This window comes from Tistrella mobilis, from assembly GCF_041468085.1.
Lineage (GTDB): Bacteria > Pseudomonadota > Alphaproteobacteria > Tistrellales > Tistrellaceae > Tistrella > Tistrella mobilis_A.
The window spans coordinates 361,871-381,794 of record NZ_CP121015.1 but is presented as its reverse complement, the minus strand read 5'-3'; the positions used below and the strand labels follow the sequence as shown (position 1 = coordinate 381,794).

Sequence of the window (19,924 nt, the reverse complement as noted above, 5' to 3'; positions counted from 1 at the left end):
TCTCCTGGCATCAGCGGGACGGTGCAGATCGACGAAGGCGTGGACGGCGGGTGACGGCGGATCAACCCGCGATGCGCGGCCTCACCCGACGAGGTGGCGGGATCGGCTGCGGGGATCTGACCATCGATGCGGTGCGCCCGCCGTCGAGGATCCGGCGAGACCGGACGAGATGGCCCCGCTCAAGGCCCGGCAGGACATCGGTGACGCGCAGCGGACCGGGTGCGACGGTGGCAAACGCGGAAAGACCGTCTCCGCCGCCGCCGCCGCTACCGTCCTCCTCCAGGACCATCTCGGTCGACTCGGTCTGCGGCACGCCGATCATCTGCCGGGCACCGCCTTCGAAGAACCGCGCCTGGGTGCCGAAATGGCCGAGGTCATTGAGCCAGAACAGCCAGTCGGCCGATTTCAGCGGTTCGTCGGGGTCGAGGTCGAGCACCGTGGTGTAGACGTTCCGCTCGACATTGGGGATCAGGCTCCAGCGCGCGGTATCGGCTTCGTAGACGACCACGTCATGAGGGTCGGGATATTCATGGGAGCCTGTATGTTTGGACAAGGCGACCAGAATGGCCAGATAGGGATGCTTGTGGTGACTGTAATAGCCGGCGCTGGCAAATATCGAATAGGGTACCGTCAGGTCGACGAATGTCCTCAGCTCTGCGAGATCGCTCTTGTCGCCGATATTCTTGCGCGTCATGGTGTCGAGAGAACCATGATGCGGTGCCGACATCATGTAGATGTTGGGCAGCGGCGACTTTGTCCAAGCCCGCAGAAGACCGTTGGCGAAATCCAGGGTCTCGTAGGTGGCATCGCCCGGCAGGATGAAAGCCGTCTGGCCGTACTGAATGACCGCCACGGCCGAACTGCCGTTCTTGATCAGCGCTTCGGATTTGGTCGCACTCGGCACATTTGACACGATGGTCCGGATCGACACCGGGCCGAGTGCCATAGTCTCCGTGACCTCTCCATTTGCATTGCCATAGTCGCTGGCATTGGTGAGGTAGGAAACGGGTTCCTCGCCGTCTGGAAGGAATTTTGCGAGACGGCCGATGGTTGCTTTGGCCTGCGAGCCCCAGTTCGTGCCGCCGAGCTGGATGCGACCGACCTCCAGTGGAATACTGTTCGCCGCGACCTGATCCAGGAATTCCTTCGTCAGCGTCCAATGGTCGGTGTCCTGATGGCTGAACAGCACCAGATCCAGCTTCGGCGACTTGCCCTGTGCTATCTGCAGCTTAAGTGCATCGATCATCGTACGGACCGGAGGGGTGACGCCGAGAACGGCTTTCGACTGGCTGAGACCGCCACCGGAATTGCCGAAATCGAACAGGGCCATCATCTCGGCCGCGTCCTTGTCGGGCTGTGCGTAGCGATTGGTGTAAAGGCGCAGCAGATGCGCCATGCCCTGGCCGCACCACATGCCGTCCATATAGGCGAGTTCTATGGGCATGCGGGGGCCCTTTCGTTATCCCGGTCACGCCCGGAGCGGACCAGGACGGTGGTGCGCTTGACCGGGGCCGGCACATGGGTGCGGCTGACCGGCCGGGAAAGAAAGCGGATCGGGGCGGAGGGCGCCTGCAAAGAGGTGACCGCAAGGGCCGTCACGTCGTCTTCTTTGCCGCCATCATCCTCGCTGAGTTCCATTTCCAGCCCGAACACATCCGGAGAGGTGTTGGGGACGCTGATCAATGCCTTGGAGGCGCCATAGAACGTCTTGACATTGGTCACCATCGGTTCTGTGGGGGTGAATGTGTAATACCAGTCCGCCACCGGTACCGGCGTATCGAGGCCGAGCACTGTGGTATACAGATTCGCCATGACCTCGTTCTGCACTTTGAAGGTCTTGCTCACCAGATCGTAGTAGACGACCGGGTGGACATAGAAAGAACCCGAGCCGGCATACTTGATCAATTTCTTGAGAATGATTGCATGAGGATGAAAGTGGCTGTTCTGAAAACCGGCACTGGTAATGACGCTGTCTGGACGCGTCAGATCCGTAAAGAGGATGAGCTCGCTGAGATCCGCGTCGTTGGATGTCTCCGAGCTGCGTGTCATGGTGGCGAGGGAGCCATGGTGAGGCGCCGACATCAGAGAGACGGGCTGAAGCGGGCTGGTCGTCCAGGTGAGCAGATATTCATTGATCTTATTCAGCGTTTCGTAGGTCGCGTCACCAGGCAGGATGATCCGCTCGCCCGCATAGTCGATGACCATAACGGCCGACGTACCGTTCTTGCGCTCCTTGGATTTTTTCGGAAATGAACTCGGGGCATTGGCCATCAGGGTGCGGATGACGATGTCGCCGAGTGAATCCGCCTGTGTCGGCGGGCTGTCGGCCGTCTCGTAATCACACACCATTGTGTCAAAGTAGTTGACGTCTTTGTCGGGATCAGCCGTGAACGTTCCAAGATCATCTATGACGCTGAGCGCGGTCTTTCCCCAGTCGCTCCCCGCATAGATGATCCGGCCGACCTCCAGCGGTATGCTGCGCTCGCGCACTGCGGCGATGAGATATTCCAGAAGCCGCCAATGATCGTCGTCCTGGTGACTGATGACCACCAGATCGATACGGGGCGTCTTGCCCGCCTCCTGCTGCGCAACCAGGACTTCGCAGACTTTCTCCACCGCCGGTGCAGCGAGGGCCGGTTTCAGGGTTCTTGTAATGAAGTTGAGGGTTGCGCCGTAGTCGAACAGGGCGACGACATCCGGAATGTAGTCGTCTTCATATTCGTTCGCCGTGAGCATGTTGGCCATGCCCTGATCGCACCACAGACAGGCCATCGTCATCCGCGCGGCCTTCTCGATCCGGAACAGATGGGCGAGGGTGATGTCCGGCGTATCGGTCATGCACCCTCCCCGCCATCCGGCCGGATCCTGGCACCACGCGCCGCACGTATCGCCGCCCCGGTCCGGTGTGCCGGCGCGATCTTGCGATGGGGGGCGGCGAGACGGTCCCCGGCGGCGGCAGACTTGTTCGCGGGCACCTCCTTGCCGTCGTCATAGGCGGCATACCAGCCGAGCTTGGTGTTCGAGGTCTGGTCGGGATTGCCGAAGACGGTGATGTCGTTCTTACCCGGCGGGAAGGAGAGGCCCAGCACATGCAGCCCGAAATCCCTGAGCCGCATGAGATATTGCCGGCCGTGCTGCTCGTCTTCATAGGTGGTGAACTGGATGGTCCGGAAGCCGATATCCAGAATGCCCTGCAGCGGCAGACTGACCCCCAGCATGTTCTCGATCCCCGGCAGGGCCACGCCGAAATAGATGCCGGGATTGCCCTTGTCGCCGCCGCCGGCACTCCAGGCCGCCAGCAGGCGCACGGTGATGCCCACCGATCCCGCCAGTGCACCGAGCGTGCCGAGATCGACCTCGTAAACCAGCCCGTACCAGGGCTGGGTGAGTTTCGCCTGCTGAAGGGGCGCCGAGATCGATACGAAACCGGCGGCTTCAGGTGTGCGGGTGGATGCCTGGCCGGTCACCGCCGGGTCGGGGGTGCCGGTCAGTCCCGCGAGCCTCAGAGGGAAGCGGGCGAAGAGCGAATTCGGCCGCGCCCGGCTGTTCGCCGCATTCAGGGTGAGATCGGCATCCTGGACGGTGAAGGTCACCTTCGCCGGATCCGACAACGAGAAGCTCATGGTGATGGCATAGTTGGTGTAGGCGAGGCCGGCGGCGACCGCGGCATCGTCCGTGCCGGTTTCCGCCAGCAGGTCGATCCCGCCGTCGACAATCGTTCCGGCCGCGGTCAGCGGCGGGCCCCAGCAGAAGGGATCGAATTTCTCAGGCTCGGCAAAGCGCAACCGGCCGGCCATCTGGAAGGCGGCGGTGACCGTGGTGTTGCCGGTCTCGGGATCGGCGGCACGCACGGTGACCATCCGGGTCTGGTCCACGGCCATTTCCGACAGCTGACCCAGCTGCAGCTGAAACGCCCCCGCCTCGCGCATCGCGAAGACATAGGTGTCGCGCCGGCCGCCGCCATCGGCCGCTTCCGACTGATAGACGCCGTCCAGGATCAGATTATTGCCGTGGCCGGTGGGGAAAAGCCGGGTCTGGGCGCCGAACACCCGGTTCACCATCAGCTGCGCCGAACTGGTGAAACTCGCCAGCCGGCCGTTCTCGAAGCCGACCGTCAGCTGCTGGACCTTGAAGGCGAAGGCGATGTCGCTGGAGAAATACTGGTCGATCGGATCCTGATAGTCGATCAGGCCGAAGGTGGAGGTGGTGTCGAAGGTGAGCGTGCCGTTGTCCGAGGTGAACGAGGTGGCGGTCAGCCCCAGATGGTGGGCGTAGAACCCGGACGGGTCGATGCCGGCGGCCAGCGGTTGCAGCGGCTCCGGCAGGGTGTCGAGCGGCACCTCCACCGACAGCGCCAGCACGCCCGCCCAGTCGGGATCGTCGATCACCTGCACGAAACGGTCATAGGGCGAGGCGGTGTTCTTCAGCCGTGCGGTGGCGACGCTTTCGCGGGCGGTGCGGATGATCGCCTGGATGTCGCTGCGCGCGGTTTCGGCCTTGCCGTCATCCGACGATGCCTCGGGCCAGTTCCAGGCGGCGGTGTCGGAAACCAGATCGGCCAGCGTGCGGCCACTGATGAATTTGAAGATCAGCCGCGCGTTTTTCGGCCCCTGGCGATCGGGGGCGGCCCAGTTGCGCGGGCTCATCCGGAACAGCCAGTCGCCGATCACCGGGGTCAGCAGCCCGGCGAAGCGCTGGAAGACCAGGGTTTCCTCGGCGGTGATCGTGCCCGATGTCGCCTGGGTCAGCATCTGGTCGAAGGCGGTTTCGGTGTCGTAGACCGGATAGCCGGCGCTGGAAACCGCGGCCGAGACCTGGTTCCACACCGTGTCCGACACGCCCTTGCCGGGCGGCAGGGCCTTGATCAGGTTCATCGACGCCTGGGTCAGCTGATAGGCGACCGAGCCCGATTGCATCACGGTCGCGGCCGAGCCCAGCACCATGAACAGGCGGTTGGACAGCAGCGCCTGACGGAAGGCGCCGTCGACGGCGGTGAAGCGCAGATCCGGCAGCCCGTCGGCGCTGCCCATATTGCCGATGCCGAGCCAGGCCCAGGGCTGGTTGTCGCCGGCATAGCCGATGGCGACGCCGGGCGGGGAGACGGCCGGGGTCACCGTGCCGGCCTGGACCGCCGATGCGTCTTCAGCCCTGGCGACATCCCATTGCATGCCGGTGGCGAGCCCGATCCGCCGCCGGCGCTCGGGCGCGATGCCGCGGGCCTCGATCTCGCGCGCGAAGACGGCGTCTTCCGGGGCGAGACCGGCATAACCGACCATCGGGAAGGCGGGGGCGGGATCGTCGGTCACCAGATCGGTGGCGGCCATTTCCAGATAGGACAGGAAGCCCGAATAGCCGCCGGCATAGAAGGGCGCGTCCTCGGGCTGGGCGTAGTAGCGGGGCGCGCTGCCGGCCGAAATCCAGCTCCAGGCGGTGGTGCCGAGACCGGTGAGCGAGGGCGGTGCCGCAGCGCCGTCTCCGGCGCTGACGATCGGACCTTCGCCCTCGGCCGGGGTGGGCGGGGCATAGGCGGCCCGTCCGGCGCGGAAGCTCAGAACATTGCCGTCGGCGGCGTTGAGCCCGACGTAATCGAGGCCGGTGGTGCCGCAGAGCACCCGCACGGCCGGGGCGGCCGCCGCAATCTCGGGTGCCACCTGTGCCGTCGCCAGCTGGCCGCCCTGGTCGAGCCCGAGCAGGGTGAAATCGCCATCGGGCGTGAGGTAATACGAGACCGGCACATCGGTCGGGCCGTCGCCGATGGCCCCCGTGGTCATCGGCTGCACCGCCAGCACGAAACCCGGCTGGGTCTGGCTTGCCATCCGCACCGGCCTCAGCTGCACGCCATAGCCGAGCGCCGTGACATAGCCGCTGTCGAAAACCGGCGCATCGCCCGAGGCCGCGGCGCCGAAAGGGGCAAGGCCGAACCGGGTGCGGGTGGGATCGAGTGGCGCCAGCGGGTCGAAGGCGCAATAGAGCGCCACCGCCGCGCGCTGGCGCAGCGGCACCACCTGCAGGCTACGGATGCCGCCGGTCGCAACCGCGGGTTCGTCCAGCGTCAGGAACGGGTCCATGTCGGGCGCAAAAAAGCGCAGGCTGGCGCCCATCCCGGTCAGCACCGGCACCTCGCCCTCGCCCGGGGCGGGCAGGTTCAGCGTCCAGACCAGCGCACCGGGCCGGAGCGGATTGTAGCTGACGCCCCAGAGGTTCTGACTGGCGGCAAGGCTGGCATCGCCCGCCAGCAGGGTGAGCGCGCCGCCGTCATGGACCCGGAACAGCCAGCTCTGATCGCTGGAGGCCTGCTCCACCATCACCTGTCCGCCGGCCGACGCCAGCACCACGATGCCGCCGGCATTGAAGGTCTGGCCGCCGGTGACGGTCGTCGTCCCGCCGCTGCGGGTCATGTCGATCGCAGAGCCCGTCCAGCCGTTGACGCCGGCGGCGATGCCCGCGATCCACAGAAAGCGCGGGCCGCGGGCGGGAGGCAGCAGGTTGAGGAAAGCCTGAAGGCTGCCGGCGAAACCGGCGGGATCGGCCGGCGCCTGATCCAGCCAGAACCAGAGCCCCCCGGCATCGGTCCAGCTGGTGGACAGCGTGATCGTATCGCCGAAGGCGGCGGCATCCGAGGCGAGGAAGCCCGCCCGGTTGCCGCCATCCGTCAGCCAGTAGAGCGGCGAGCCCTGAGCCGCACGGTTGAAGGCGGGCTCGGCCCCGCCGCTCATGCGGCACCTGCGGGCGGGGTGCCGATCTCGATCCGGTCGCCGGCCATCAGCGGCAGGGCGGTCATTGCCGCATTGGCCGCGGGCGCCCAGTCGACCCGGAGCGGCTGGCCGCCGCCGGCATTGTAGCTGGCGGGCGTGCCGGCCGGTGCCGGGCCGGTGCCGCGGGTCAGCCGGATGCCGGTCAGCGGCAGGCCGGCCGCCGACGGCTCCTGCGCGCGCGCCGCCAGCACATCGCCCAGCGTGGTGCCCAGCGGCACCAGCTGTTCCACCCCGTTGACCAGGATGCGGATCTCGGCCACCAGCGTGGTGCGGCCGCGGAAATAGAGCACCGCCGCCCGGGCGCTGGCATCGGTGCCGTTATGCGCGGCCTGGGTCGCCGCCTCCAGATCCGACAGTTTCGAGGCGGCGAGCAGCACCGCATTCAGTTCCGGATAGGGCGTGCCCGGCTGGGCGCAGGACGGGAAGGCCTGCGGATAGACCAGGCGGAGCAGCGGCTGCTGCATGGTCGACCAGCCGGTATCGATCAGGCCGCCGGCACCGGCGACCTTGCGGTTGGCGGGCACCGGCCGCGGCACCGCCGTGCCGCCCTGGCCGGTGACCAGGCCCACGAATTCATCCAGCACCGTGCAGGTGACGCCGTTCTTGACCATCCGCCCCACCTGCCAGCGGGCGACCGCAGAGGTCACGAAGCCGTTGAGATAATTCTGGTCGGTGGAGCCGGCCGGCATGCTGGTATAGGCCTCGAACTCCACCCTCAGAACCATGCCCGGCAGCAGATCGACATAGCCCTTATCGGGGTTGAAGCTGTAGCCGAAGAACAGGGTTTCCACGAAGGTCTGGGGCATGGACCGGGCGATCGCCGCCTGCACCGTCTGGATGGCGAGCGGCGTGGCGGTGGCCGTTTCCAGCGCCGTCAGAAAGCCGTTCCAGGCGGTCACCAGATCCGGGCGCACGGCATCGGCGGTGAAGGTCCAGGGCAGGGCCTCCGGATCACCGGCGATGGTCAGGGCATAGGTGTAGGGGGCCGTGCCCTCGACGATCGCGAAGGGGGCGACCGCCGGCAGATCCGCCGCGGCCGGCGGGGTGGTGAACAGCTGCGGCAGGCCGATGGTGATCTGATAGGCGGTCATCGCCGGCGTGGTCGCCGGAATGATCGCGGCGGCGGTATCCTGGGCGAAGGTCGGATAGAGGCCGGCGGCGAAGACCTGGGCCGAGGTGGCGGGGCCGGTGGTGACGCCGGTGATCGCCTGAACGCTGAGGGTCGGGTTCTGGTCGCTGGCATAGGTGATGGCGGCGGTGAGCGCCGGCGCCGTGGTCAGCACGCCGCCAGAGCCCGGGATGCCGGTCACCAGATAGGCCGATGCCCCCTCCACCGCCCGCCAGGACAGGGTGGCGGTGGCGCCGTCATAGGCGATGGCAAGGCCTGCCGGCGCGATGTTGCCGAGCGGGGTGAACGCGCTCCACGGCCCCTTGACCGCGGCATTGGACCGCGTCGCCCGGCCGCGGACGGTATAGCTCGCCGGATCGGTGAGGGCGGCGGCGGGCACGGTCACGGCGGTGGTGGCGCTGCTCAGTGCCTGCGTGCGGGTGCCGTTCTTCCAGAGTTCCAGCGCATAGCCGTCCTCGCCCTGGCCGGCGGCGCTGAGGGTGGCGGTGACGTCGCCTCCGGCGGCCGGGAAGGCGATGCCGGTTACCGCCACCGCCTCGCTGATCAGGGCCAGCGCGGCCGAGGCCGGGCCGGTGGTGCGGCCGGTGGTGCCGCTGCCCGTCGCGGTGACCACCAGAGAGGGGGCGGCCCCCTGGTCGCCGGCCGGCAGCTGCGGCACGGTCAGGCTGCCCGATCCGCCGCTAAAGCTGCCCGAGGCCATCACCCCGGTGCCCGAGACCAGGTCGAGCCGGTAGCCGGTGACACCGGCATCGGCGACGGTGTTCCAGGCGGCAGTGACCACGCCGCCATCCAGGCTGGCGGTGGTAAGGGCGGGCGCTGAGGTCAGCAGCGGCAGGCGGGTGGTGGTATAGGGGCCGGTGGACGAGCCCCGGCAGGCGGCGGCGATCACCGTATAGGCGCCACCGATGGTCAGGCCCGCCAGGGTGACGCTGTGGGTGAGGCCCGTCCCCGACGCCTGGCCACCCGTCACCGGCTGGCCGTCGGGGGCGAGCACGCTGATCGCCGAGCCGCTGATCCGCCAGTCGCCGGCCGGTGGCAGCACGGTGACCGTGACCGTGCGGTCGGTGCCCGAGGCCGTGGTCACGACATCGATCATGGGCGTCAGCAGCACCAGCCCCATGGCACTGCCGTCGGGACCGGTGGCGGTGCCGGCGGTGGCGGAGGACAGCGCCGCGGTGACGGCATAGTCATGGGCCAGATCGGCCGCGATGCCGAAACCGGCGGGGAACTGCCAGGTGCGCGTGCCGATCCGGGTGCCGGCGATCGGCGCGGTGGTGGTGATCGTCCGCCCGTCCTGCAGCAGACTGGCGATGAACCAGACATCGCCGCTGTCCGGCAGGCCGGTGCCCGACACCGTGATGGTGGTGTTGACCGTCTCAAGCGGGATGACGACCGCAACCGCGGTGACGTCGGGCCGGGCGTAGAGCACCGTGGCAGGGTCGCTGACCGGGCCGTTCGACACGTCGAAGACCGGCGTCACCTTCACGGTCCAGCTGCCGCCGGCCTTGCGCAGATTGGGGGCGACGACGAATTGCGCGACCGTGCCCGAGGTGACCGAGGCGACCTGCGAGCCGCCGCCGGTGGTCAGCCGGATCTGGGTCTGGCCGGCCGGCATGGCCGAGGCGGCCGCCGTCCAGCCGACCGACAGGGTGACGCCGTCATAGGCGGTGGTGATGTTGGTGACCGGTGCGAAAAGCAGGGGCACCCGGTCGGAGATGATGGTCGGGTCACTCTGAACGGCGACCTGGATGTAATACATCGTGGTCTGGGCGTTCATGTCCTCGCCCGCCGTCCAGACGCCGCCATTGGGCGTCATGCCCGATGCGGTGCCGTTGATGACGGTGCCGCCGGCGGTCGTCACGATGATCGTGAACGGGCCGGTGTATCCCTGCTGGATGATCCAGGCCAGGGAGAAGACCGGGCGGGTGCCGCCGGTGGTGCAGGAAACCGACGAGATGACCGGCGCGGCCGGCGTGGTGGCGGTGGACATGCGCTCTTCCCCCGATGCAGAAGCCCGCGCACCCCGCAGGCCCCATGGGGCCGGCGGGATGCGTCGTCGTCCGTCGTGATCTGTTGGTTGGGATCAGCCGCCGATGCGGGCGATCGGGGCCAGACCCGCCGCGATCCGGCGGGCATTGGTGACGTCCAGCCGCCAGCCTTCGCCCAGGATCTCGACCGGGTCGGGCAGGTCGGCAGGCAGCGCCGCCCGCGCGGCATGGACCGCCTGCATGCGGTTGTCGCCGACCAGAATGCCGCCGGCGATGAAGCCGGTGATCGCGTCGTCGTCGATATCGGCCAGGCTTGCGGCGCCGTCGGGCAGCAGGTCCAGATTGAAGACCTCGCCATCATGGGATGCCCGCTCGATCAGCGTCACCGCGGACGGGCCCTGATCGGTGGTGACCAGGGCGCCGATCTCCAGCGCTTCGGCCAGAACCACGCCGGTCGCCGTCGGCACCGGGTGGTTGTGGGTCAGCAGCACATCCGCCCCGTTGGCGGTGCCGACCCGGACCATGGGCTTGTCTTCGGTGCCACGCCAGACCTCGGCGATGCGCAGGCTGCCGCCCATGCCGTCGGCCACCCGTTCACCCGCGGCCAGCGTCTCGATCCGCCGGGTCGTGCCGTCGGCCATCCGCACCAGGCTGCCGGCGGCGACACAGCCCCAGACGAACTGGATCGGCGCGACCATGCCGATATTGGCCGGCGGGGTGGAGACGCCCAGCGGCACGCTGGTCACCCGGATGAAAGCGGTTTCGCCGGTCGACAGGCTGAAATTCAGCAGGAAGTCGAGATCGATGGTCTGGCCCTGATCCCAGGGGGCGCCGTTCAGCCAGTCGGGGCCGATCGCCCAGCTGATGGCGCCGCCCGCGCCCGAGCACAGGCCGGGGATGTCCGAGGACGGGAAGGCGAGGGTGGCGCCGTCACCCTGGCCCGAGCGGCGGAACAGGATGCAGTTGCCGTTGAAATTCGGGTTCTGGGCGACGGTATAACCCTGAAGCAGGGTCGCCGAGCCGTTGACCGCAAGGCCCACGATCGGCTTCGAGCCGTCATTGCCGTACTGGTAGTAATAGTCGCAATCCGCGACCTGGTTGTCGGTGCGGTTCAGGCCGACCTTGATGTAATCGCGGGTGGGATGCGCGTTGTGGTTGGGGTCGATCACGGTCAGCGTGTCGATGGCATCGACACCGGTCAGATCGGCCGTGGCGACCACCATATCGGCCATGGTGGCACCGGCGGGCAGATAGGCCGCCGACATGGTTGCAGTGACGTCGATCTTGCCGTCGACCACCGAGGCGGCGGAGGTCAGCTCCACCACCTGGGTGGTGCTGTTGTACTGCTGCGGGATGGTGCTGGAGCCGATCGGCTGGCCGGTATGGTTGTCGGTGAGCACGATGTTCAGCGCCGTCACCGTCGCAAGCCCGGTCAGGGTGACGATGCCCTGGGTGGAGACCTGGTTGCTGTTCGGCTCGACACCCAGATAGGTGATCGCAACCGCCGGCACCCAGACGCCGTCCTGTGCGCCGCCCGTTTCCAGCAGCGTCTTCGGCTGCGGCCCGCCCAGGCTGTCATGTGCAAGGCGGGTGGCCTCGATCAGCTGGCGCGTGCTGGGGAAGTACTTTTCCAGATACTCGTCGCCGCCGAAGCGGTCGAGGATGAAGCGGCGGTGGGTTTCGTTGCGCATGTCCAGCGACATGACGCCGTTGGGGGTGGCCGCGGCTTCGCGCGTCACCGTCTGGAAGACATCTGCCTGTTCTGCCGTCATAGCTTCGGCCGTGCGGCCGAAACGGTCCACGCCGACCGGCGCCATCCGCATGGTCATGATCCGATCCCCTTCCCCCTGTTGTCCCGAAATCGGGAGCGAGCATACCCGTTCACGCCCGAAAGGCGGGCGTGTCTGTCGGCAGGCTCGTTCCCACTTATAGGATTATTGCGTGAAAGGTTAGATTTGAGCCGAAAGGGTGTCAATCGCCCTTCTTGAAAAACCAACAGTGGTTTATTTATTGCAGAATGCGATGGAAAAATGACGGTCGAGGGTGTGGCGATTCAGCGCCGGTTGTGCAGATGCTCGCGAAAGGCGAAAGCCGCGCCGGCGATGGAAATCAGGCCGAACAGGGCGAAAGTGGCGGCATAGCTGCCGGCCAGTCCCTGAACCGCGCTGAAGCCGGCGGGTCCGATCACCACGCCCCCGAAGGTGAGGATCAGCACGCCCCCGGTCACGGTGCCGACCAGCCCGGCGGGCGCCCGGCGGGCGGTTTCGGCCAGCATCACGCCGTTCCAGCCATTGGTGGTGTTGCCGATCAGGCAGAGCAGGGCCAGCTGCACCGCCGGGCCGGCCGCCGCCGCCGGCCCGATGGCGAGGGCGCCGGCGCCCGAGATCGCGCCCACGATCGCCAGAACCAGGAACCCCGCCCCCAGCCGGTCGGCCAGGAAGCCCCAGATCACCCGGCCGAGGGCGCCCGAGGCCTGGATCAGCGCCAGCGCGCTGCCCGCCGCCACCGGCGACCAGCCATGTTCGGTGACCAGCATCACCACGGTGAAGGTGGAGAGCGACAGCTGGAGCATGGAATAGAGCAGGCCCAGCAGGCCCAGCGCCCTGAGCGGCGCCTCGCGCAGCGTCAGGCGCGGCCCCTGCATCCAGTCCTGCGCGATCCGGGCCCCCGGCTCGCGATCGGCATCCCAGGCCGGGCGCAGGCGCTGGAGCACCAGGATGAGCGCGAGCGGCGCCAGCGTGGCCAGCCACAGCCCCGTCTGCCAGCCCAGTGCCACCGCCATCGCCGGGAAGGCGAGCCCCGCCGTCACCCCACCCAGCGGCACTCCCGCCTGTTTGAGCGAGAACACCGTGTTGCGCCGCCCTTCGGGGGTCACCCGGACCAGGATCTGAGAGGCGGCCGGGTTGTTGAGCCCGTAGCCGAAACCGGCGACCAGCGCGGCGGCGGCCATCAGCGGCAGGCTGCCCGACCCGAAGGCCGGCAGCGCGATCACGAAGGTGGCCATGCTGATCTGCGACGCCCGGGCCGGGCCGAAGCGCCGCACGATGCCCCCGGCCATGACCGAGGTGATGGCGGCGGCCAGATAGACCAGGCTGACCTGAAATCCGACCAGGGATGGGGCGACGTTCAGGGCGGCACCCGCGATCGGTGCGATGGTCGACAGCGCCAGCGCCCCGCCGGTTGAAACCATCTGCACCGCCATGGTCACCAGCAGCGCGGTCAGAAGCCGCGGCTGCGCCGGTGCGTCGGCGGGCGTGGAAAGGCGGGTATCCTGGGGTCGGGCCATGGGACGGTTCCATTCTGACTGCGCTGCGGCAAATTGTACGGACAAATTATCGCCCCGGTCCAAGACTTATCGGCCGGGCCGGCCGCCTTCCCACGCAGGGGTGCCCTGCGGCCGTCGCAGCCGGGTCAGGCTATCCGCCAAAGCGGCTGCTGTCACAAAGGTTTCACGAGCGGCGGCCATATATTTCCTGTATTCCGGAAATATGGAAAACGAACTTGCCGCCTATGCCTTCGCCACGCTCGGCCATCCCGGACGGCTCGCGGTCTTCCGCCTGCTGATGCGCTTCGCACCGCAGGGGGTGCGGCCGACCGAGATCGCGGCCGCGCTGGATCTGAAGCAGAACACGCTTTCCCACCACCTGGCCGATCTGGCGGGTGTCGGGCTGATCACGGCCGAACGTCAGGGCCGGTCGCTGCTCTATGCGGTCGATCTTGAGGCGACGGAACGACTGATCGGCTATCTGGCGCTCGATCTGGGCCGGGGCCGCCCCGACCTGCTCGCCCCCGTTCTCGGCCCCCAAAAGGATGCCCCCGCCATGCGCGACACCGGTTTCAACGTGCTGTTCATCTGTTCGGCCAATTCCGCCCGGTCGATCTTCGCCGAGGCGCTGCTGCGTGATCTGGGGGGCGGCCGGTTCAACGCCTTCTCTGCCGGCACCGGCGGCGACGGCCGGCTGAACCCCTTTGCGCTGGAGGTTCTGGCGCGCAACGGCCACGACGTTTCGGGGCTGCGGTCGAAACGTCTTTCCGAATTCCAGACGCCGGAGGCCCCGGTGATGGATTTCGTCTTCACGGTCTGCGACACCGCGGCCGCCGAAGAATGCCCGCCCTGGCCGGGCCGGCCGATCACCGGCCATTGGGGCCTGCCCGATCCGGTAAAGGTTCAGGGCACCGAGAGCGAGAAGGCGCTGGCCTTTGCCCGCACCTATGGTGCCCTGCGCCGCCGGATCGCCATCTTCACCGAACTGCCCTTCGCGGCGCTCGATCGCCTGGCCCTGCAGGGCCGGGTCGACCGCATCGCCACCGAGGCCGCATCATCGGCAGAGGTCTGATCGCATGGCCCGCTCTGGTACCGCGCCCCGCATCGCGCTCAACGGCCTTGGCCGGATCGGCAAGCTGGTCCTCCGCCGCCTGATCGATACCGGCGCCGGCGGCGGCATCGTGCTTCTGAACGATGCCGCGGGCGATGCCGCCCAGCATGCGCTGCTGATGGAATTCGACAGCGTCCACGGCCGCTGGCAGACACCGGTTGCGGCCGCCGGAGACGGGCTGGTTCTGGACGGGCGGCATATCCGTCTCACCCGCGAGAAGACCATCGCGGCCCTGCCGCTTGAAGAGGCCGGCATCGATCTGGTGATCGACTGCACCGGCGTCTTCAAGACGGCGGCGGCACTCGCCCCCTATTACGCCGCCGGGGTCAAGACGGTGGTGGTCAGCGCGCCGGTGAAGGATGGCGGCGCGCTCAACCTGGTCTACGGGGTCAATCACGAGCTCTATGATCCGGCCACGCACCGCCTGGTGACGGCCGCGTCCTGCACTACCAACTGCCTGGCGCCGGTCGTGAAGGTGATCCACGAGGGCATCGGCATCCGCCACGGCTCCATCACCACCATCCACGACGTGACCAACACCCAGACCATGGTCGACCGGCCGGCAAAGGATATGCGCCGGGCACGATCGGCGCTGATGAACCTGATCCCGACCACGACCGGCAGCGCCACCGCGATCGGGCTGATCTACCCCGAACTCGCCGGCAGGCTGAACGGTCATGCGGTACGGGTACCGCTGCTCAACGCCTCGATCACCGATTGCGTTTTCGAGGTGGCGCGGGAGACGAGCGTCGCCGAGGTGAATGCCCTGTTCGAGGCGGCGGCCGCAGGCCCGCTTACCGGCATCCTGGGCTACGAGACCCGGCCGCTGGTTTCGGCCGATTTCGTCAACGATCCGCGCTCGGCGATCATCGATGCCCCCTCGACCCTGGTGGTCGGCGGCACCCAGGTGAAGATCTATGCCTGGTACGACAATGAATGGGCCTATGCCTGCCGTCTGGCCGATATCGTGCGCATGGTGGCATCGGCATGCTGAGACAGGCCGCCCCCGCGAACCCCGTGCGCGCCTATGCCGCCGTCACCGCCGCCTATTGGGCCTTCATGCTGTCCGATGGCGCGCTGCGCATGCTGGTGCTGCTGCATTTCAACGCGCTGGGCTTCACGCCGGTGCAGCTGGCCTGGCTGTTTCTGCTCTATGAACTGGCGGGCATCGCCACCAATCTGGCCGCTGGCTGGCTGGCGGCGCGGTTCGGCCTGGCGGCGACGCTCTATGGCGGGCTGGGCCTGCAGATCGCGGCGCTGGCAGCCCTCGCCCGGCTCGATCCGGGCTGGAGCCTGGCCGCTTCGGTCGCCTTCGTGATGGCGGTGCAGGGGGTTTCGGGGGTTGCCAAGGACCTCGCCAAGATGTCGTCCAAATCCGCGGTCAAGCTGCTGGCACCCGCGACGGGTGGCGGGCTGTTCCGCTGGGTGGCGCTGCTGACGGGCTCGAAGAACGCGGTCAAGGGGCTGGGCTTCTTCCTGGGGGCCGCCCTGCTGGCGCTGGCGGGGTTCCAGGCGGCGATCTGGGGCATGGCCGCGGTCCTGGCCGTGATCCTGGCGGCCGTGATCCTGTTCCTGCCCGCGGGGCTGCCCGGCCGCATGAAGGCTTCCGAAAGCTGGTCCGGCTGGCGGTCGAAAGATGCGCGGGTGAACCGGCTGTCGCTGGCGCGGATGTTCCTGTTCGGCGCCCGCGACGTCTGGTTCGTGGTCGGCATTCCGGTCTATTTCCAGGCGGTGCTGTCCGACGGCACCGCCGAGGGGCGGCGCGAGGCGTTTTTCATCGTCGGCGGGTTCATGGCGCTCTGGATCATCGCCTATGGCCTGGTCCAGGCGCTGGCGCCACGCATCCTGAAGGCCCGAGGCGAGGCCGAGGCGGCGACGGTGCGCAAGGCGATCCTCTGGGCGGGGGCGCTGGTGCCGATCCCGTTTGCCCTCGCCGCCGCCGTCTGGCTGGCGGGCGGCCCGGCCCTCTGGCTGACGGCTCTGCTGGTCGCGGGGCTGCTGCTCTTCGGCTTCGTCTTCGCAGTCAATTCCTCGGTCCATTCCTATCTGATCCTGGCCTTCGGCGATGCCGGGCGGATCACCCGCGATGTCGGCTTCTATTACATGGCCAATGCCGCCGGCCGGCTGATCGGCACCCTGCTCTCGGGGGTGAGCTATCAGCTGGGCGGGCTCGGCCTCTGCCTTGCGACCGCAGGCCTCATGGCTCTGTTCAGCTGGCTTGCCGCCCGGCGGCTCTGACGCAAAACCGGGCCTCCATGTTGCGTTATGCAGCGTGCTAGACTTGCGCCATGACAACGGCCGGGCAACACGGCCGGGATCACCGGAGGAACGTCAGATGAGCATGAACGCACAGGAATTCGGCCCCAGGGTGCAGGCCCTGCTGGACCAGGCGGTGGCGGCCGGCGATGTGCCGGGGGTGGCGGTGGCGATCGGCGACGCCGATGGCCAGATTTTCGAGGCGGCGGCCGGCACCCGCACCATGGGCGGTGACCAGGCGATGACGCCCGATACCGTGGTCTGGATCGCCTCCATGACCAAGGCGATCACCGGCACCGCCGCCATGCAGCTGGTGGAGCGCGGCCGGCTGTCTCTCGACGGGCCTGCCGCCGAGGTGCTGCCCGAACTCGGCCGGGTCCAGGTGCTGGACGGTTTCGACGAGGCCGGCAATCCCCGGCTCCGTGCCCCGCGCGGCCAGATCACGCTTCGCCAGCTGCTGACCCATACGGCGGGTTTCTCTTATGACTTCTGGAACGCCGACATCGTGCGCTGCCAGGAGGTGATGGGCCTGCCGCCGATGGTCAGCTGCCAGGTGGCGGCATTGAACACGCCGCTGATCTTCGATCCGGGGGAGCGCTGGGAATACGGTATCGGCATCGATCATACCGGCCGGATGATCGAGGCGGTGACCGGCCGACGGCTGGGCGAGTATCTGGCCGAAGAGGTGCTGGGGCCGCTGGGCATGACCGATACCGCCTTCCGGATCCGCGACGACATGCGCGCCCGGCTGGCGCCGATCCATGCCCGCGGCATCGATGGCGGGCTCGCCGCCACCGATCTGGAAATCCCGCAGGATCCCGAATTCGAAATGGGCGGCGGCGGGCTTTACGGCACGGTGCGCGACTATCTGCGCTTCTGCCGCCTGTTCCTGAACCAGGGCCGCGCCGATGGCGGGGGCCAGGTTCTGAAGCCCGAAACCGTCGCGCAGATGAGCCGCAACGCCATGGGCGATCTCCGCGTCCGCCCGCTCAAGGCCGTGCTCCACGACCTGACCAATGATGCCGAGTTCTTCCCCGGCCTGCCCAAAAGCTGGGGCCTCAGCTTCATGATCAACGAAGAGGACGCGCCCACCGGCCGCCCGGCCGGCTCCCTCGCCTGGGCGGGGCTCGCCAACAGCTATTACTGGATCGACCCGAAGACCGGCCTCGCCGGGGTCTATGCGACCCAGATCCTGCCCTTCGCGGATGTGAAATCGCTGCCGCTTTATCTGGCGGTGGAGGGGGCGGTTTACGGGCGGTGACGGGGCACCTTCCTGACGAGGGTGCGTGGCGGGCGGATAAGGTCGAAGATAAACAATTATGTTCTTTGTGCCGTCCTTTGGTATGAAGAGGCGGGCAGTCTGAAGCTGGCTGCCCGCCGGCCGCATCTGTGCCGGCCCCCCCCTGGCAGGGAGACTGCGAAGATGGCCGACCGCATGATCGTTTCCGACGTCGAGGATGTGTCCGCCGAGGATCGCGAGATCTGGGTGAGGCCGGTGGCGCGGACCCGGAATCTGGAGACGGCGCAGAGTGGTCCGTCCCTGAGTGGCGATGGTCCGTGTATGGGTTCTTGACGGACAGATTCCTAAGACTGCTGTCATGACCGATCGCAACGACGCGACCGTGCAGTTCATGCGCGCCAGTTTCGACGGCTTCATGGCCGGCCGGGGCACTTATCATGTGTCCTGGCTGGGTCATGATACGATCAAATACCCCACCGACCTGATGATGTATCAGGAGCTGATCTGCCGCCGCCGGCCGGCGCTGATCGTGGAGACCGGCAGTTTCAGGGGCGGCAGCGGGCTGTTCCTGGCCTCGATCTGCGATCTGATCGGGGCGGGCGAGGTGGTCAGCATCGATCTGCGCAATGACGACCGGCGGGCGGATCTGCCGGTTCATCCGCGCCTCAGCTTTCTGTCGGGCAGTTCCACCGCGCCCGAGATGGTCCGGGCGGTTTACGACCGCGCCGCCGCCCTCGGCCCCGATGCCGAGGTGATGGTGATCCTGGACAGCGACCACCGGCTGCTGCATGTGCTGGCGGAGCTGGAGGCCTATGCCGGGCTGGTCCGGCCGGGCGGCTATCTGATCGTCGAGGACGGCCATGTCAACGGCCGGCCCAACTGGCCCGATTACGGGCCGGGGCCGAGCGAGGCGATCGCCTTCTTCCTGCCCCGGCATCCGGAATTCGAGGTCGACCCGGCCTGCGAGCGCTTCATGATGACGCTCAACCCCGGCGGCTATCTCCGCCGCCGCGACGACCCGGCCTGATGAGCCCGACCCGGCTGTATCTGGATCTGCTGAAGCAGGTGCTGCTCAATCAGACGGGGCTTGAGGCGGAGCTGCGCCTTGCCCATGTCGCGGCCTGCCATGCGGCCGGGACCGAACCCGACCCGTATCATCTGCGCGACATCCGCCTCGCCGAGGCGGAGGCTTTTGCGGCGGCAGCCGCGCGGCGCGATGACGGGCGCTGGACGGCGGCCGATCGCCCGGGCCTGGGGCTTGCCTATACCATGACCGGCCGTCGGCGGCTGGATCATCTGGAAGCCTGCCTGGATGACATCCGCACCGAGGGCGTGCCGGGGGATCTGATCGAAACCGGGGTCTGGCGGGGCGGGTGCGGCATCTTCTTGCGCGGCTATCTGGCGGTGCATGCCATGGCCGACCGCCGGGTCTGGCTGGCCGACAGCTTTGCCGGCGTGCCGGCGCCGTCGCATGCCATCGATGCCGGTGATACCCTGTTCCGGCAGGATGATCTGCTCGCGATCTCGCGGCCGCTGGTCGAAGACGCCTTCCGCCGCTTCGATCTGCTCGATGATCGGGTCCGCTTCGTCGAGGGGTTGTTCGAAGAGACGCTGCCCGGGCTGGAAACCGGGCCGCTCGCCCTGCTGCGCCTGGATGGGGATCTCTTTACCTCCACCCGCGCCGCCCTGGAGGCGCTGTACGACCGCGTGGTGCCGGGCGGGTGGATCATCATCGACGATTACGGCGCCGTGCAGGGCTGCCGGATCGCCACCGACATGTTCCGGCATGTCCGCGGCATCACCACGCCGCTCGACCGGGTCGACTGGACCTGCGTCGCCTGGCGCAAGAGCTGAACGGAACCATCATGACCCAGCCTGCCCCCGCCTCGTCGGTTCTGTCGCCCGAAACCCTGGTCCGCATCCGCCCCGGCATCCTGACCGCCGAGATGGATGGCGAGACGGTTCTGCTCGATGCCGAGAGCGGCGCCTATTCGGCACTCGGCAGCACCGGCAGCCGGATCGCGGCGATGATCGCCGAGCCGGTCTCGCTGGGGGAACTCTGCCGCCGGCTGACCGCGATCTATGCCGTCGACCCCGAAACCTGCCTGGCCGATGTCACCCCCTTCCTTGAAGGGCTGATCGGCGACGGGCTGGTCGACATCGCCGGCTGAGCCGGCCCC

General features: G+C 67.9%; 14 protein-coding genes. 8 read left to right on the top strand and 6 right to left on the bottom strand.

Annotation, left to right across the window (positions count from 1 at the left end; translation table 11 throughout):
- Positions 1-61: 61 nt before the first annotated feature.
- From P7L68_RS04495 to P7L68_RS04470, 6 genes are all read right to left on the bottom strand, one after another.
- Positions 62-1,444, bottom strand: a complete 1,383-nt coding sequence (locus P7L68_RS04495; RefSeq protein WP_371999379.1) for a hypothetical protein — start codon at positions 1,442-1,444, stop codon at positions 62-64.
- On the bottom strand, positions 1,435-2,838 hold the full coding sequence (locus P7L68_RS04490; RefSeq protein WP_371999378.1) for a hypothetical protein: 1,404 nt from the start codon (positions 2,836-2,838) through the stop codon (positions 1,435-1,437). Before P7L68_RS04490 ends, P7L68_RS04495 begins: the two co-directional genes overlap by 10 nt.
- Positions 2,835-6,716, bottom strand: coding sequence for a hemagglutinin protein (locus P7L68_RS04485; protein ID WP_371999376.1), 3,882 nt, complete (start codon positions 6,714-6,716; stop codon positions 2,835-2,837). Before P7L68_RS04485 ends, P7L68_RS04490 begins: the two co-directional genes overlap by 4 nt.
- Entirely contained in the window at positions 6,713-9,874 is a 3,162-nt protein-coding gene (locus tag P7L68_RS04480) for a hypothetical protein (protein ID WP_371999374.1), read from the bottom strand. The genes P7L68_RS04485 and P7L68_RS04480 overlap by 4 nt, the downstream gene beginning before the upstream one ends.
- Before the next feature lie 93 nt (positions 9,875-9,967).
- Complete coding sequence (locus P7L68_RS04475; protein ID WP_371999372.1) at positions 9,968-11,701, bottom strand: Hint domain-containing protein; 1,734 nt, start codon at positions 11,699-11,701, stop codon at positions 9,968-9,970.
- A 224-nt stretch (positions 11,702-11,925) separates the two neighbouring features.
- Positions 11,926-13,158: an MFS transporter gene (locus tag P7L68_RS04470; RefSeq protein WP_371999370.1), complete on the bottom strand. Its 1,233-nt coding sequence runs from the start codon at positions 13,156-13,158 to the stop codon at positions 11,926-11,928.
- A gap of 202 nt (positions 13,159-13,360) precedes the next feature.
- On the opposite strand from P7L68_RS04470, the gene P7L68_RS04465 reads away from it, so the two are divergent.
- From P7L68_RS04465 to P7L68_RS04430, 8 genes are all read left to right on the top strand, one after another.
- A complete protein-coding gene (locus P7L68_RS04465; protein ID WP_371999368.1) occupies positions 13,361-14,209 on the top strand; it encodes a metalloregulator ArsR/SmtB family transcription factor in 849 nt (282 codons plus the stop codon).
- Positions 14,210-14,213: 4 nt separating this feature from the next.
- Entirely contained in the window at positions 14,214-15,242 is a 1,029-nt protein-coding gene (locus P7L68_RS04460) for an ArsJ-associated glyceraldehyde-3-phosphate dehydrogenase (RefSeq protein WP_371999366.1), read from the top strand.
- On the top strand, positions 15,236-16,486 hold the full coding sequence (gene arsJ / locus P7L68_RS04455; protein ID WP_371999364.1) for an organoarsenical effux MFS transporter ArsJ: 1,251 nt from the start codon (positions 15,236-15,238) through the stop codon (positions 16,484-16,486). The genes P7L68_RS04460 and arsJ overlap by 7 nt, the downstream gene beginning before the upstream one ends.
- 97 nt (positions 16,487-16,583) lie before the next feature.
- A complete protein-coding gene (locus P7L68_RS04450) occupies positions 16,584-17,765 on the top strand; it encodes a serine hydrolase domain-containing protein (RefSeq protein WP_371999362.1) in 1,182 nt (393 codons plus the stop codon).
- Between the two features lie 162 nt (positions 17,766-17,927).
- The gene (locus P7L68_RS04445) at positions 17,928-18,077 is read left to right on the top strand and encodes a hypothetical protein (protein ID WP_371999360.1); all 150 of its coding nucleotides are present in this window, start codon (positions 17,928-17,930) and stop codon (positions 18,075-18,077) included.
- A gap of 25 nt (positions 18,078-18,102) precedes the next feature.
- Complete coding sequence (locus P7L68_RS04440) at positions 18,103-18,771, top strand: cephalosporin hydroxylase family protein (RefSeq protein WP_371999358.1); 669 nt, start codon at positions 18,103-18,105, stop codon at positions 18,769-18,771.
- Complete coding sequence (locus P7L68_RS04435) at positions 18,771-19,598, top strand: TylF/MycF/NovP-related O-methyltransferase (RefSeq protein WP_371999356.1); 828 nt, start codon at positions 18,771-18,773, stop codon at positions 19,596-19,598. The genes P7L68_RS04440 and P7L68_RS04435 overlap by 1 nt, the downstream gene beginning before the upstream one ends.
- 11 nt (positions 19,599-19,609) lie before the next feature.
- Positions 19,610-19,915: a PqqD family protein gene (locus tag P7L68_RS04430; protein WP_371999354.1), complete on the top strand. Its 306-nt coding sequence runs from the start codon at positions 19,610-19,612 to the stop codon at positions 19,913-19,915.
- Positions 19,916-19,924: the final 9 nt, after the last annotated feature.